At 67.1% G+C, this 14,441-nt stretch carries 12 protein-coding genes; 4 read left to right on the top strand and 8 right to left on the bottom strand.

The window, feature by feature from the left end; genetic code table 11:
• Positions 1–208 precede the first annotated feature (208 nt).
• Both ACTIMF_RS02975 and lspA read right to left on the bottom strand, forming a co-directional pair.
• Positions 209–1,135: an RluA family pseudouridine synthase gene (locus tag ACTIMF_RS02975; protein WP_442348780.1), complete on the bottom strand. Its 927-nt coding sequence runs from the start codon at positions 1,133–1,135 to the stop codon at positions 209–211.
• Positions 1,128–1,721 (bottom strand): signal peptidase II, encoded by a 594-nt coding sequence (gene lspA, locus ACTIMF_RS02970; RefSeq protein WP_442348779.1) that lies wholly within the window; start codon positions 1,719–1,721, stop codon positions 1,128–1,130. The genes ACTIMF_RS02975 and lspA overlap by 8 nt, the downstream gene beginning before the upstream one ends.
• An 84-nt stretch (positions 1,722–1,805) precedes the next feature.
• On the opposite strand from lspA, the gene ACTIMF_RS02965 reads away from it, so the two are divergent.
• The gene (locus ACTIMF_RS02965) at positions 1,806–2,828 is read left to right on the top strand and encodes a hypothetical protein (RefSeq protein WP_442348778.1); all 1,023 of its coding nucleotides are present in this window, start codon (positions 1,806–1,808) and stop codon (positions 2,826–2,828) included.
• Between the two features lie 114 nt (positions 2,829–2,942).
• Here the strand turns inward: ACTIMF_RS02965 and ACTIMF_RS02960 are convergent, their stop codons facing one another.
• Positions 2,943–3,521 (bottom strand): hypothetical protein, encoded by a 579-nt coding sequence (locus ACTIMF_RS02960; protein WP_442348777.1) that lies wholly within the window; start codon positions 3,519–3,521, stop codon positions 2,943–2,945.
• 179 nt (positions 3,522–3,700) lie between these two features.
• Here ACTIMF_RS02960 and ACTIMF_RS02955 point away from each other — a divergent pair, with 179 nt between their 5' ends.
• Entirely contained in the window at positions 3,701–4,639 is a 939-nt protein-coding gene (locus tag ACTIMF_RS02955; RefSeq protein ID WP_442348776.1) for an asparaginase, read from the top strand.
• 13 nt (positions 4,640–4,652) lie between these two features.
• On the opposite strand, the gene ACTIMF_RS02950 is transcribed toward ACTIMF_RS02955, so the two are convergent.
• Positions 4,653–6,014 carry a DNA polymerase IV gene (locus ACTIMF_RS02950; RefSeq protein ID WP_442348788.1) on the bottom strand — a complete coding sequence of 454 codons (1,362 nt, stop codon included), beginning with the start codon at positions 6,012–6,014 and terminating at the stop codon, positions 4,653–4,655.
• Between the two features lie 47 nt (positions 6,015–6,061).
• Positions 6,062–6,244 carry a hypothetical protein gene (locus tag ACTIMF_RS02945; protein ID WP_442348775.1) on the bottom strand — a complete coding sequence of 61 codons (183 nt, stop codon included), beginning with the start codon at positions 6,242–6,244 and terminating at the stop codon, positions 6,062–6,064.
• A 70-nt stretch (positions 6,245–6,314) separates the two neighbouring features.
• Between ACTIMF_RS02945 and ACTIMF_RS02940 the strand changes: the two genes are divergently transcribed.
• Positions 6,315–7,073, top strand: a complete 759-nt coding sequence (locus ACTIMF_RS02940) for an SGNH/GDSL hydrolase family protein (RefSeq protein ID WP_442348774.1) — start codon at positions 6,315–6,317, stop codon at positions 7,071–7,073.
• A 420-nt stretch (positions 7,074–7,493) separates the two neighbouring features.
• Complete coding sequence (locus tag ACTIMF_RS02935; protein WP_442348773.1) at positions 7,494–8,978, top strand: DUF222 domain-containing protein; 1,485 nt, start codon at positions 7,494–7,496, stop codon at positions 8,976–8,978.
• Between the two features lie 70 nt (positions 8,979–9,048).
• Here ACTIMF_RS02935 and ileS read toward each other — a convergent pair whose 3' ends face one another.
• The 3 genes from ileS to wag31 form a co-directional block, all read right to left on the bottom strand.
• On the bottom strand, positions 9,049–12,249 hold the full coding sequence (ileS, locus tag ACTIMF_RS02930; RefSeq protein ID WP_442348772.1) for an isoleucine--tRNA ligase: 3,201 nt from the start codon (positions 12,247–12,249) through the stop codon (positions 9,049–9,051).
• 248 nt (positions 12,250–12,497) lie between these two features.
• Complete coding sequence (locus tag ACTIMF_RS02925; RefSeq protein WP_442348771.1) at positions 12,498–13,475, bottom strand: hypothetical protein; 978 nt, start codon at positions 13,473–13,475, stop codon at positions 12,498–12,500.
• A 45-nt stretch (positions 13,476–13,520) separates the two neighbouring features.
• Positions 13,521–14,324: a DivIVA-like cell division protein Wag31 gene (gene wag31 / locus ACTIMF_RS02920; protein WP_442348770.1), complete on the bottom strand. Its 804-nt coding sequence runs from the start codon at positions 14,322–14,324 to the stop codon at positions 13,521–13,523.
• Positions 14,325–14,441: the final 117 nt, after the last annotated feature.

Here is a 14,441-nt window from a genome sequence, read left to right as displayed (position 1 = left end):
CGGCGAACAACGGCGACATCTTCGCCGCACCGTCGAGCATCGAGAACTCAGTGTGATTGTGCAGATGAACGAACGACCCGGACACTCTGGCGACTCCCCGCATTGCATTTCGATGGAACGGCTCCACTGTATGCGCCCGCTACGACAGTCTCGGCCCGGCACGCCCCGACCGTCGTGGGTTGTGACGCGTGTGGCGACCGGCGGTGCGCTAGACGTCCCGCAGTACGTCTAGCCCGTGCTGCAGGTCGGCCGGATAGTCGGTGGTGAACTGGACGCGCCGACCGTCGGCCGGGTGCGCGAATGCGAGGGAACGTGCGTGCAGCCACTGTCGGTCGAGGCCGAGTCGGCTCGCGAGAGTCGGGTCGGCACCGTACGTCGGATCGCCTGCGCACGGATGGTGCAGCGCCGAGAAGTGCACACGGATCTGATGCGTCCGCCCGGTCTCCAGGTGCACGTCCAACAGCGAAGCCGCCGCGAACATCTCAAGCGTCTCGTAGTGCGTCGTCGACGGCTTGCCGTTCGCGGTCACCGCGAATCGCCAGTCCGATCCGGGGTGGCGGCCGATCGGCGCCTCAATGGTCCCGACCGGCGGATCCAGGCGCCCCTGCACCACGGCGTGATACACCTTCTCGACGGTCCGATACTTGAACGCCCGCTTGAGGAGTGTGTACGCGTTCTCGGAAGCGGCGACGACCATCACGCCGGACGTGCCGACGTCGAGGCGGTGGACGATTCCCTGCCGTTCCTGGGCACCGGACGTCGAGATCCGGAAACCCGCAGCGGCGAGCGCTCCGATGACCGTCGGACCGGTCCAGCCCTGCGACGGATGCGCCGCGACCCCCGGCGGCTTGTTCACCACGACGATGTCGGAGTCGTGGTAAATGACGTCGAGATCGGCGACGGGGGTCGGCTCGACGGTCAGCGGGCGTTCGGGCTCCGGCAGGGTCACATCGAGCCAGGCACCCGCGACGAGCCGGTGCGCCTTGTCGACAGCGACACCGTCGACGGTGATGTCGCCCGCGTCCGCGAGACCCGCCGCGACGGTTCGGGACAGGCCGAGGAGTCGTGCAACCCCGGCGTCGACGCGCATCTCGTGCAAGCCGTCGGGAACCGGCATCGCTCGTGAGTCACGCATCGTCGCCCTCGTGCCCGTCCACGGCCGCGGCACGGCTCTTGCGTGCCGCCCACCCCGATCGGGAACCGTCGTAGTCGTAGCCGAGCAGAGTGAGCACCACCAGCAGCACCGCGCCGCACACGACGGCCGAGTCGGCGACGTTGAACGTCGGCCACCAGTCACCCACCTGGATGAAGTCGACGACGTGCCCGCGCAAAGGTCCCGGCGCGCGGAAGATCCGGTCCGTCAGGTTGCCGATCGCACCGCCCAGGACCAGTCCGAGGCCGATCACCCACCCGGTCGACACCAGTCGGCCGCTGTATCGCATGATCCCGATCACGACGGCGAGCGCGATGAACGTCAGCACCCACGTGTAACCGGTGGCCATCGAGAACGCGGCTCCGCTGTTGCGAATCAGCTTGAAGGTCACTATGTCGCCGATCACGTGGGTCGGATTCCACGGATCGAGTAGGGCCACGGCAAGCGTCTTGGTGATCAGGTCCAGAAAGTAGGCGACCACGGCCACGAGGGCGAGCAGTACGACGGTCCGGGAGGTGCTTCGCCCGGGGGTCCGGGCGCCATCGCGCCCGGGCTCGGTTTCACTCATTCCTCGATTGTCCACGATCGTCGTGGGTCACACCGACGCTCCCCTGGCCTGAGTGCTCTACGCGCGGTCATTACTCTCGGACATGTGAGTGTTCCGCCGATCGCGTCCGCCGCGAACCCGCATCCGTGCTCGCCCCATGATCGCAGAATCGGGCGTCGGGTGATCGCCGCTCTTACGGTGCTGCCGACGGGGGCGATCCTCGCGCTGAGCGGTTGCTCCGCCGACGACACCGACTCCACCGACTCCGGGCCGTGCGCTGCGTCGTCGAGCGCCGACCGCGAGGACGTACGCCCGATCGCGGTGGCTCCGGCCGATGTCGAGGTCCTCGACCCCGGAACCGCCGACCGCGCGCTCCTGGAGCCCCGACCGGACACGACGAGTCCGCAGAAGGTGACATTGACGACGGACTCCGTCGAAGCATCCATCACGCCGGGCGAAAATGGAAACCAGTCGGTGCAGCGCACTCAGCAGCAGTTGAGCACCCCGATCACCGCACGCGTGGTGTGCGATGACCCGTCCGACCTCGAGTTCACCGTCGGGACGCCGACGACGAAGGACGCTGAGCTCACACCTGAGCTCGACGCGATCGCCGGGTCGGACGGCGGGGTGAGCGTCGCCGACGGGTTGCAGGTGCGGTCGCTCCGGCTGTTTCCTAAGGAGGAGTCGGGATCGCCTGCGCGCAGCGCGCTCGAGCAGTCGTTCTCCGGCGCGCTCGACCAATCGGTTCCACTCCCGACCGAACCGGTGGGTGTCGGCGCCCGCTGGCAGTCGGTGCGCACCATATCGTCGGCCGCCACCATCAGACGGACCACGACCGTCACGCTGACCGGGCACACCGGGAACACCGTCGAACTGGCTGTCGCCGTCGAAGACGTCCCCGTCGACTCGATCTTCCGGATTCCGGGCTCTGCGCAGACGTTGACGATCAACCGGTACTCGATGGCGGGGAGCGGCGACCTCACTGTCGACCTCACCCGTGTGCTGCCGGTTGCCGGCTCAATCACCACCAAGGGCGGGCGCGAACTCGCCGGGGACGAGAACGGCCCGCCGCTGCTTCAGCAGAACGAGTACACCGTCACGTGGGCTTCCCCTGATGGAGCGTCCTGAGGGGGCGCCGCGAGACTCCGTAGCCGGGAGAGCACCAGGGACCGGAAGAGCCCCCCAGAACGGGACGAGTCCCGCACCGTGCGGTGCGGGACTCGTCGCCGAGTGTCGGGTAGGTCAGCTCGACTTCTTCTTCGACGACTTCGCTGTCGAAGAAGACGAGTCGTCAGCGCAGAGCGGCGTCTTGACGTCGTTGGCCGACAGCAGCGGGCAGACCGTCGACTTGGACAGCTTCCAGCGGCCCTGGTCGAACACGATCGCGGCGTCGATCTTCTGCGCCGGGTTGTCGGGAAGCTTGACCTCGACCTTGACCTTCGCCTTGTTCGGGCCGTTCTTGGTCACCGGCGGCTTGATCTTGTAGGTGACGTCCGGGTTGTCCTTGGCCGCCTTGACCAACTGGTCGAAGAGCTTGGGATCGACTTCGGATCCTTCGACGAGGTCCGTCTTCTCGGCGGGCTTGACCTTCGGGTCGAGCGCCTTCTCGAGCAGCCCGTTGAGCTCCTTGACGTTCGGCACGCTGCTCGAATCGGTCATCGGATCGCTTGACGACGACGTGCCGCCTGCGGCCGCGCTGCTCGATGCCTCTGCGGTAGGAACCGGAGGCAGGTCCGAGCCGCTGTCATCCGAACCGCACGCGGCGGTTGCGGCGACGGCGGCGGCCACCACGGCACCGGTCACGAAATTACGAATCTTCACGGATAAAATCCTCACGTCTGGTTCTACGCGGGTCCTGGTCTGGCCCCCGAGCCAACCCCACTATGCCAAAAGGGAACGCGGCGGCGCATCCGGCACATCTCGTACCGCCTGCCGCACCAGTCCCGCGCGTCGCCGGTGAGCAGCGCCCCTAGGGGCTCAACAAGTGCGAGAATCGGGCCATGAGCCCACGGCAGGTTGTGATGATCACCACCGGCGGCACCGCCGCCTCGCGCACCACAGACGACGGAGCGGTGCCCGTTCTGTCCGCGCAGGACCTGCTGCCGGACACCGCAGACGACGTCGTCGTCCGCCCCCGCGAGTTGATGACGGTCGACTCGTCGTCGATGACCGTGCGCCAGCAGTTCGACGTCGTACGCGCGATCGCCGAAGAGCTGTCCGATCCAGCAGTCGTCGGGGTGGTGGTCACCCACGGCACGGACACGTTGGAGGAGACCGCATTCCTCGCCGACCTCTTCGCTGCGGATCCACGTCCGGTGGTGTTCACCGGCGCTCAACGTCCCGCCGACCATCCGGACGCCGACGGACCCGCGAATATCGCGGCGGCTGTCGCGCTCGCCGCCGATCCGTCCTCCCGTGACCGCGGTGTGCTCGTCGCGCTCGGCGGATCGGTTCTCACCGCTCGCGGCGTGTTCAAGATGTCGACGACCGAACTCGGCGCATTCGACACGGTCCACCCCGATCTGCCGCGTCCGCTGGTTGCCGCGGCGCTGCCCACACGGCCGGCACGGGTGGATCTCCTCGCGCTCTACCCCGGTGTCTCACCCGGAACCATCGCGTCGGCAGTCGAACAGCGGGCGTCCGGAATCGTCTTGTCCGCCACCGGCTCCGGCAACACACATCCCGACATCACGGCGCAGGTGAACCTCGCGGTGCAACGCGGTGTCCCGGTGGTCGTCTCGACCCGCGTGCCGTACGGCTCCGTGGAGCCGACCTACGGCGGAGGCGGTGGCGGCGTCGACCTGCTCCGCGCGGGGGCCGTCTTCTCACCGTGGCTGCGAGCGCCACAGGCGCGGATGGCCCTCATCGCGCTCCTGTCGACCGGAGCCGAGACGGACGCGATCACCGCGTTCTTCGCGGCGTCCTCACCCGCCGGCTGACCCGCGGTCGACGTCAGTCCTCGTCGGGCAGATCCCAGTCGAGGCTGCCGAGCGGGTCCGCACGCTCCAGAAGCGGTTCGGGCAGGCGGAAGTTCCGCGTCCGTCCGCGTCCGGTCGATCGAGTCTCGAAACGGACCGTGACGAAACCGTGTCCGCCGCCCTGAACCCAGCCATGCCCGTGCTCTGGGTGTGTCACATCGGTGCCAGTGGGGAAATCGTCGGGAGTCCCGGGGCCGCGCGGGATCTGCACGCTCTCCGGCGTCGCGACGGCGGCTGCGTCGCCAGCGGGGTCGTCGGGATCCGGGACGGATCCGGCTGAATCGTGACCGGGAACCGCGTCGAGTTCGGGGAACAACGAGTCCTGTCGCACGTCGTCGAGTCCGGAGTAGCCGACGCCGACGAGACGGACCGGTCCGATGTCGAGAGGGTCGAGCATCACCCGGTAGGCGGCCGCAGTAAGCGCCCTGAGATCGGTTGTCGCGCTCGGGAGTGTCGACGATCGGGTCAGGATCGACATGTCACTGAGACGGTGCTTGACGACGATCGTCCGCGCGCCGCGACCGTCGTCGAGCAGTCTGCGGTGCGCATGCGACGCTGCCGACGAGACGGCGGCCCGCATGCCCGCGAGATCGATGATGTCCGTGGCGAACGTGCTCTCGGCACTGATCTGTTTGGCGTCCGCGCGTTCGGCGACCGGACGCTTGTCGATCCCCTGTGCCAGTTTGTGGAGTGCCGGACCGACCGTGGCTCCGAGCACCGAGGCAACTTCAGTCTGGGACAACGCGGCGAAGTCGCCGATGGTCTCCACGCCAAGACGCCCGAGCCGGTCGCCCGAGACGGGGCCGACGCCCCACAGCTTGCGAACCGGAAGACCGTGCAGGAAACCCAGTTCCGTGCTCGGTGCGATGGCTCGGTATCCGTCCGGCTTCGCCATTCCGGACGCGATCTTCGCGATCTGCTTCCCCGAGCCGAGCCCTACGGATGCGGCGAGCCCCGTCTCGTCCCGGATCGCCGATCGCATCGCTGTCGCGACTCGAGCCGCGTCTTCGACCGTCGCCCCGGCGAGTTCGGGCGGTTCGCCGAATGCCTCGTCTAACGACAAGGTCTCGATGACGGGTGCGAATCGCCGTACGATCTCGAACACTCGGCCGCTCACCACGCGATAGACCGACCCACGAGGCGGAACGACCACGGCCGTCGGCCCGATCAGTCGGCGTGCCTCATGCATCGGCATCGCCGACCGAGCCCCGTAGACCCGGGCCTCGTAGCTCGCACCGGCGACGACGCCCCGGCCGCCCACGCCGCCGACGAGGACCGGGCGCCCAGCGAGAGTTGGGCGGGTGAGTTGCTCCACCGATGCGAAGAAGGCGTCCATGTCGATGTGGAACACCCACCGTGGGCTGCGCTCAGTGCCGGAGTCCGTCACCACCGCTCACGGCACATCGCCAGCACTCGCGGGTCGTCCGTGACGAATCGATCGACCTCTTCGCCGGCGTCGCAGCGTAGGAGCGAGATGATCGCCGACTGCGGTCGCAGGGCAGCCACCTCCCACACTGCACCCGCGTCTTCCCACCGTTGCAGGCGATCGAGGTCGTCGGAGGTCATAGTGGCATTCTATCGTCGGCCGTACGCCCAGTGAGCGAGTGTCCGTCTTCCGGTCAGTAATCTCGTGCGGGTGAGTTTCACTCGATACGTCGCCCTCGGCGACTCGTTCACAGAAGGGGTCGGCGATCCCGACCCGACGCTCCCCAACGGTGTCCGCGGCTGGGCCGACCGCGTCGCAGCCGCCCTCACCGCCGCCGATCCGGCCACGCGGTACGCGAATCTCGCGATCCGTGGCCGCAAACTGATGCCGATCGTCGACGAGCAGATCGACCCCGCCGTCGCCTTGAACCCGGACCTGATCTCGATCCATGCGGGCGGCAACGACATGTTGCGCCCCGGCGTGGATCTCGATGCGCTCGGCGCGGCCTACGACGAGGCGGTCGGCAGACTCGTCGCCACCGATGCGACGGTCGTCATCTTCACTCCCCACGATCCCGGCGCGTCGAAGTTCTTCCGCCCGCTGCGCGGCCGGTTCGCGATCATGGCCGAGATCGTCCGCCAGATAGCCGACCGTCACGGCCTGGTGCTCGTTGACTACTGGCGTATCCGTGACTACGACGATTTCCGGCTTTGGGCCGACGACCGGTTGCACATGTCGGCGCAGGGACACCAGCGCATGGCGATCGCAGTTCTCGATGCGCTCGGCGTCGCACACGATCTGCAGCCTCTGCCCGTCCCCGACTCGATTCCTTCCGGTGCCGCCGAGAACCTCCGATGGACACGAGAGTTCCTCGGCCCGTGGGTGGGCCGACGGCTGCGCGGCACGTCGAGTGGCGCAGATCTGTCGCCGAAGTACCCGACGTGGTCGGCAGTGCCCGCCGTGGTCTGATGCGTCAGAGCGGACCACTGTCTGGCCGCTTCACTACCGGGCCCGCCATCAGTGTGCCGACCTGTGGCTCGCTCACATAGACGTAGCCGGCCCACTGCCCGTCCACACGAACGTCACTCAGCACGATCTCTTCCTTGTGGTGCAGATAACACACCGACCATGCGCCAGGTTGTCGGCAGTCCGACCCCAGATCTCGAGTTCCGACGCCGGGAACAACAGTCCGATCTCGTCGGGTACCGACACACCGGCCGGTAGGTCCTCGACGTGGTCGCGAATCAGATACTGACGCCGCCCGTCCGACCTCAGAACATCCACGCTCGCACAGCAACTCCACCGATCCAGAATTGTCGTACCAGCTTGCTAGTGTCTGTTCAGAAGCCAAATAAATAAGCTCTGACCAGCACAGAGGAGGTGATTCCGATGAGTGGATCGACGTACGAGGGTCCCACTCTCCCGGACTCGCCCGCCGCGCTGATCGAGCTGATGAACGAGGCCTCAGCCAAGCTCACCGAAGTGTCGTTCGCCTCGATGTCGAGCGACGAGATCCTCTCCGCCGCCGAGATGAACGAGCAGATGCGAGCCCGCGTCGAAGCCGCGACGACCGATCTCATGATCGAACTTAGCGACCAGTTCGCATTCCACGGGGCGGGCTTCCAGACCGTGCAGAAGTACATGGCCACCGGGCTCCGCTTGGGCGTCCCGGAGGCGAGCTCACGCATGAAGCTCATGTTCGCGACCGGTGAGTTCCTCGCCATCGGCGGCGGTCGACTCCCGGCCCGCAATCCAGCCACTGCGCAGGCACTGCGCGATGGCGCGATCAATCGCGCCCACGTCCGTGACATCGCCGAGGTGATGGACAAGATTCCCGCAGCAGTCGACGCGAGGACCGTTACCGTCGCCGAGCAGCACCTCGTAGACGCGGCACGGACGCTGTCCCCGGAGGGCCTCAAGAAAGTCGGCGCGCGAATCCTCGGTCACCTCGACCCCGACGGCGAGCTGACGGACGACGCTGATCGCAAGCGCACGCGCGGTTTCACCCTCGCCCCGCAGGATGCGCGGCTCATGTCCAAGGTGCGGGGCTCGCTGACCCCGTCGCTGCGGGCGAAGCTCGACGTGATCCTGACCGCGTGGGCAGCGCCCGGGATGAACAACCCCGAAGACCCGGAGTCGCCGCACGGTGCGGCCGACCGCGCCGACCTCGACGTGGACGTGCTGACGGCGGCGCGCGAGCGGGACACGCGAACCGCCGCGCAACGCAATCACGATGCGCTCGCGGCGATGGCCGACTTCGTCCTGGGGCACAGTGCGCTCGGTCGTCCGGACCGGATTCCGGCCGAGTTGGTCGTGACCGTCACCGACCAGGAGTTGGCTGCTGAGGCCGGTGTCGCGCTAACCGCGACCGGCGCGCGTCTTCCCGTGAGAGATCTCGTGGAGGTCGCCGCCCGCGCGACACCACATCTGGCCGTCTTCAAGGCCCACACCGCCGAAGTCCTTTACCTCGGACGCGGCAAGCGGTTCGCCGGCAAGGCGCAGCGTCTGGCGATGTTCGCCCGCGACCGCGGCTGCTCGGGCCCGGAGTGCGACGTACCGTTCTCCCGTACCGAGGCACACCACGTCGTCCGCTGGGAGAACGGCGGACTCACGGACATCGACAACCTCGGTGGAGCGTGCGGCAAGCACAATCGGTCCGAAGGCTCAGGGGCGGGTAAGTGGACGACCGCGATCCTCGCCGACGGGCCCGACGCCGGTCGCGTCGCCTGGCGCCCGTACGGCTCCACCCGCAAGTGGCAGGTCAACCCGATTCACCACGTCGGGCAGGAACCCGAGTTCCTCCCGCACGGCCCGTCTCGGGGCGCCGGCTCGGCGGTCGAGGCTCTGCTCACCACGATCCTCGACGCCGCCTGACCCGGCTCTACACCCCAAAAGTGGTGCGTGAGCCGGGCAGGAGACGTTGCAACCGAGCCGTCGAGAAGGCTCAGACCTTGGTCACGTCCGCAGAGACACCGTCGCCCAGCTCGATGGCGGCCGCGTCGCCGGTGACGACGTCGAACGTGGTCGCGAGGACCTCTCCCGCGATCAGGTCGGCGTGGGTCTGCGCGGTCTCGACCGACTCCGCCGGCACCACGAGGCGCACCGAGATGCGGTCGGAGACCTCGAACCCCAGGTTTCGGCGCGCATCCTGAAGCTCGCGGACCCGGTCCTTGGCCCAGCCCTCGGCTTCGAGCTCGGGAGTCACCTGGGTGTCGAGCACGACGAGGCCGCGACCGCTCGGCATCTCGGCCGTCGAATCGGGCGACGCCGCAACCAGCTTCCGCGTGAACTCCTCACCGCGCAGTTCGATGCCGTCGGCGATGACCACCTGCTCGCCGGTCTCAGCACTCGTCGAGAACTCCCAGTCACCCGACTTCACGGCCTTGATGGCTCGCTGAACATCCTTGCCGATCCGCGGGCCCGCAGCGCGTGCGTTCACCGCGACCTCGACTCGGCCGAAGGCGTCGACGTCCGTCGACAAGTCGACGGTCTTCACGTTCATCTCCTCGGCGATGAGATCCGAGTACGGCGCCATCGCCTCGGCTGTCGGTGACGCCACCGTCAACCCCGGCAGCGGCAGACGCACCCGCAGCTTGTTCGCCTTACGAACGCTGGACGCCACCGAGCACACCGACTGGATCTCGTCCATCGCCGCAACGAGGTCCAGATCGCTGGGAAGCTCGTCCTTGGCCGGCCAGTCGGCCAGATGCACCGACCGCTCCCCCGTCAGGCCGCGCCACATCGCCTCCGTGGCCAACGGCAGCAGCGGTGACGCCAACCTTCCTGCGACCTCGAGCACCGTGTACAGGGTGTCGAACGCATCCGGATCCGTGTCCTGCCCCGCCCAGAAACGCGCACGCGAACGACGCACATACCAATTGGTCAGCGACTCACAGAACGCACGGAAGCTCTCGCACGCGCCTGCGATGTCGTAGACGTCGAGTGACGCCGTCATCTCGTCACGGGTCGACGCGAGCTTCGCCAAGATGTACCGGTCGAGCACGTTCTGCGAATCGGTACGCCACGTCGCCCGACCGTCCGCATACAATTGTAGGAAGCTGTATGCGTTCCACATCGGCAGCAGCGCCTGGCGGACACCTTCGCGGATGCCGCGCTCGGTGACGACCAGGTTCCCGCCGCGCAGGATCGGCGACGCCATCAGGAACCAGCGCATCGCATCCGAGCCGTCCCGGTCGAACACCTCGTTGACGTCCGGGTAATTGCGCTTGGACTTGCTCATCTTCGCACCGTCGTCGCCCAGGACGATGCCGTGCGCAGCCACCGTCTTGAACGCGGGACGGTCGAACAGCGCGGTCGCCAGCACATGCAGGTTGTAGAACCAGCCGCGCGTCTGGCCGTTGTACTCCACGATGAAGTCGCCCGGGTTGTGCGGCAGCACCGCACCCGACTCGTCGCCGTCGAACCACTCGGTGTTCTCGAATGGGTAATGCACCTGCGCATACGGCATGGACCCCGATTCGAACCAGCAGTCGAGCACCTCGGGCACACGCCGCATCGTCGAGCGGCCGGTCGGATCATCCGGGTTCGGACGCGTCAGCTCGTCGATGTACGGCCGGTGCAGATTGTCCGGGCGCACCCCGAAGTCGGCTTCGAGTTGGTCGAGACTGCCGTACACGTCGATACGCGGGTAATCGGCGTCGTCGGACATCCACACCGGGATCGGCGCACCCCAAAAGCGGTTACGGCTGATGTTCCAGTCCTTAGCGCCCTCGAGCCACTTGCCGAACTGGCCGTCGCGGATGTGCGAGGGCGACCACGTGATCTCCTGGTTCAACTCCAGCATCCGCTGTTTGATCGGCTGGACGGCGACGAACCACGACGGCACCGCCATGTAGATGAGCGGCTTACCGGACCGCCACGAATGCGGGTAGGAGTGCTCGATGGTCTCGTGCCGCACAATACGGCCGGTCTGCTTGAGGTCTTTGATGATCACCGGGTTCGCGTCGAAGACCATGACGCCCTCGTACGGCGGGACCAGCGATGTGAATCGGCCGCCCGGATCGAGTGGCTGGACCACGTCGATGCCGTTGGCCGTGGCCACGTCCATGTCCTCTTCACCGAAGGCCGGAGCCAGGTGGACGACGCCGGTGCCGCTGTCGATGGTGACGTAGTCGGCCAGGAGGACACGGTGCGAGTTGGGGTGCCCGGCGAAGAAGTCGAACGGCGGGGTGTAGGCGAGGTCCGCGAGTTCGCGTCCCTGGTAGGTCGCGACAGTCTCCGGATCGACGATCTCCTTCGCATGCGCACCGACCAATGCGGACGCCAGAAGGTACTGCGTCCCGTCTGCGGCCTTCACATGCGAGTACTCGACGTCGGGGTGGACGGCGATCGCCAGGTTGGACGGGAGCGTCCACGGAGTGGTCGTCCAGATCAGCGCGTTGACACCGTCGAGCGCTGCGAGCGGCGAGTCCGCGGACACGGTCAACGGCATGGCGACCGTGACGGCCGGGTCCTGCCGCATCCGGTAGGCGTCGTCGAGCTTGGCTTCCTGGTTGCTCAACGGTGTCTGCTCGTACCAGGAGTACGGAAGCACGCGGTAGCCCTGGTAGACCAGACCTTTGTCGTGGAGCCGCCTGAAGGCCCACATCACCGACTCCATGAAGTCCAGGTCGAGAGTCTTGTAGTCGTTGTCGAAGTCGACCCACCGAGCCTGGCGGGTGACGTACTCACGCCACTCACCGGTGTACCGCAGCACCGAGTCTCGACAGAAGTCGTTGAACTTCTCGACGCCCATCGTCTCGATCTCCGACTTGTCGGTGATCCCCAATTGACGCTCGGCTTCGAGCTCAGCGGGAAGACCGTGTGTGTCCCAACCGAACCGGCGATCGACCTTCTTGCCACGCATCGTCTGATAGCGCGGGACGACGTCTTTGACGTAGCCGGTCAGGAGGTGACCGTAGTGCGGTAGCCCGTTGGCGAACGGCGGACCGTCGTAGAACACGAACTCCGGTGCGCCGGCACGGTTGGCGATCGACGCCTTGAACGTGTCGTCCGCAGCCCAGTAGTCGAGGACCCTGCGTTCGAGGTCCGGGAACGAGGGAGCGCCGCGCCCGGCGCCACCGGTCAGGTCGACGATCGGGTACACCGGTGTCTGCTGCGGAGTATCGGGAATCTGGTCGCTCATGCGTCCTCCTCGTGCCAGCTGATCGCTCAGCGTGTATCGGCACGGGGACGCTGGCCCGACGGCTGCGCGGTACCACCCCGCTTGCTGCATCACACACCGGGTGCGTGATGCAGCCTCTCATCGACAGGCTGTGACGGGCCTACCCGTCCGGTTCTACTGAGGCACGTCGCGTGCCCGTTCTTCCGGAAGCTCCCCGGTGATGGCCGGATCGTCGCTTGATGGTGCAGAGCTTACCCGCTCTGCACCACTCACCTGTCGTCGGTCTCGCTGGGCGACTGCGCACCCGAGTCCGACTCGCCCGCTGCCTCGTCATCGGAGTCGCGGTAGACGAACTGCATGGCCGGCAAGGTCGGATCCGAGGTGTTGACGACTACGTTCTCCGACTGTTCGATGCGGCGCCGACGACCGACGTACCCGGCCGACTCGGGATCACTCGAACTGTCGACCGCTCCGAACGAACCGGTGTCGGTCGGCGAACCGGCCGGGGTCGGAGTCGGTGCCGGCGGCTGCGCGCTCGATCCACCGAACTCCCCCGTGCCTGTCTCCGGTGCGGGCGCACCCGGCGCGTACGACGCGGGCGCGACGGTCGGCTGCTGCCCGGTCTGCGCGGGGAACGAACCTGTCACTGAACGGATGTAGTCGTTGGCGTCGCCGGTCTCTCCGGCACCGACGGAACCTGTCTGAGGCGGCGTCTGGCCGGTCGGGTTCTGGCCGGTGAACGGTCCTGAGGTCCGCTGATCGCCGACGGCGTTACCGTGCGCGTCCGGCGACACGACCGAACCGAGGCCGCCCCCGGCGGCCGGCTCCCACGTGTTGTCGGACGGCGCGACCACTGCCTGTGCGTGTTCCTGCTGCGAATCATCGACGCTGCCGGTTGCGGTGCGAACGTTCCCGGCGGGAAAGCCTGACGTCGGAACACTCGACGCGCCGAAGCCGCCCGTTCCCGGATCATCGGTCCTCGCCTGATCGTCCGCCTGCGCGGCGTCCTCGTCGATCAACGGCTCGGCCCGGGACGCGGACTCGCGGCCCCGAATGGTGAACAAAGGCTCGTCCTGGACGCCTGCTCGACCACGACGGTTGGCCCGGATCGTGTCGTACAGCAGCACGAGCAACCCCACCACGCACACCGCGATGCATGCGACGGCGAGCGCGAAGTTCGCGTTCATCAGGGCGATGACGAGCAAGACGAAACCGATGAGGGTCAAGCCCACTGCAGCGGTCAGCATGAGAGGCACCTCATCGGTTCGGTCTGTTCAGTAGCGCGGATCACGTCAGCTCTGCGGGTAGCCACCGTCGAAGCCCTGCCCCTGGCCGGACTCCGCAGGTGCTGCGCTTCCGCGCTGCTGCAGTTCTTCCAACTGCGATTCGAGGTAGGTCTTCAGTCGAGTGCGGTATTCGCGCTCGAAGGTCTTCAACTGCTCGATACGACCTTCCAGCACGCCACGCTGCTGGTTGATGGTCGTCATGATCTCGGTGTGCTTCTGTTCCGCGTCGCGCTGCAGGAAGTCAGCACGCTCCTGCGCCTGGCGAACCTGGGTCTCGGCGCGGGTCTGCGCATCTGCCAGGAGAGCCTCGCTGCGCTGGCGCGCATCGGCGAGCGTTGCGTCGGCGTTGCCCTGCGCGTCGGAGACCATGGCCTCGCTGCGCTGGCGAGCATCGGAGACGAGGCCGTCAGCCTCACTGCGCGCCGAGCCGGTGACACGGTCGGCAGTGTCCTGCGCGAGGGCGAGGATGCGGGCAGCGCGGCTGCTCGCCTCGTCGTCGGTAGCGGGAGCCGAGGCCTGGTTCTGGTTCTGGTTCGCAGCCGCCGCGACCGGTGCCGGAGTCGGCTCAGGGGCGGGAGCCGGTCCGGCGAAGCCCTGCGTCTGAGCGGGCCCGGCGGAGCGGGCTTCGGAGAGTTCGGTCTCCAGCTCGCCGACGCGCTGCTTGAGATCGTTGTTCTCGTCGATCAGGCGCGCGAGCTCCGCCTCGGCGAAGTCGAGAAACTGGTCGACCTCGTCCTCGTTGTAGCCCCGCTTACCGATCGGCGGTTTACTGAACGCCACGTTGTGCACATCAGCCGGTGTCAGCCGCATTTGCCGAGTCCCCTCTTACCTCTCGCTCGCATCCGGGTGGATACGAGATCGTCCGCCCGGGCGAACACGTCTATGCGACGGTTTTCATCGCAATTCCATTAATACCAGTACCACTAC

The sequence above is a fragment of the Gordonia sp. (in: high G+C Gram-positive bacteria) genome (genome assembly GCF_052106715.1).
Classification (GTDB): domain Bacteria; phylum Actinomycetota; class Actinomycetes; order Mycobacteriales; family Mycobacteriaceae; genus Gordonia.
The sequence above is the reverse complement of the archived record's forward strand: the minus strand, read 5'-3'. Positions and strand labels throughout refer to the sequence as shown.

What these genes read in the sequence shown, in the direction of transcription:
- ileS (WP_442348772.1), bottom strand. Translation starts at nt 12,249, where the DNA reads ATGAGCGACCAGATTCCCGATACTCCGCAGCAGACACCGGTGTACCCG.
- wag31 (WP_442348770.1), bottom strand. Translation starts at nt 14,324, where the DNA reads ATGCGGCTGACACCGGCTGATGTGCACAACGTGGCGTTCAGTAAACCG.
- ACTIMF_RS02925 (WP_442348771.1), bottom strand. Translation starts at nt 13,475, where the DNA reads ATGCTGACCGCTGCAGTGGGCTTGACCCTCATCGGTTTCGTCTTGCTC.
- ACTIMF_RS02935 (WP_442348773.1), top strand. Translation starts at nt 7,494, where the DNA reads ATGAGTGGATCGACGTACGAGGGTCCCACTCTCCCGGACTCGCCCGCC.
- ACTIMF_RS02955 (WP_442348776.1), top strand. Translation starts at nt 3,701, where the DNA reads ATGAGCCCACGGCAGGTTGTGATGATCACCACCGGCGGCACCGCCGCC.
- ACTIMF_RS02950 (WP_442348788.1), bottom strand. Translation starts at nt 6,014, where the DNA reads ATGGACGCCTTCTTCGCATCGGTGGAGCAACTCACCCGCCCAACTCTC.
- lspA (WP_442348779.1), bottom strand. Translation starts at nt 1,721, where the DNA reads ATGAGTGAAACCGAGCCCGGGCGCGATGGCGCCCGGACCCCCGGGCGA.
- ACTIMF_RS02975 (WP_442348780.1), bottom strand. Translation starts at nt 1,135, where the DNA reads ATGCGTGACTCACGAGCGATGCCGGTTCCCGACGGCTTGCACGAGATG.
- ACTIMF_RS02945 (WP_442348775.1), bottom strand. Translation starts at nt 6,244, where the DNA reads ATGACCTCCGACGACCTCGATCGCCTGCAACGGTGGGAAGACGCGGGT.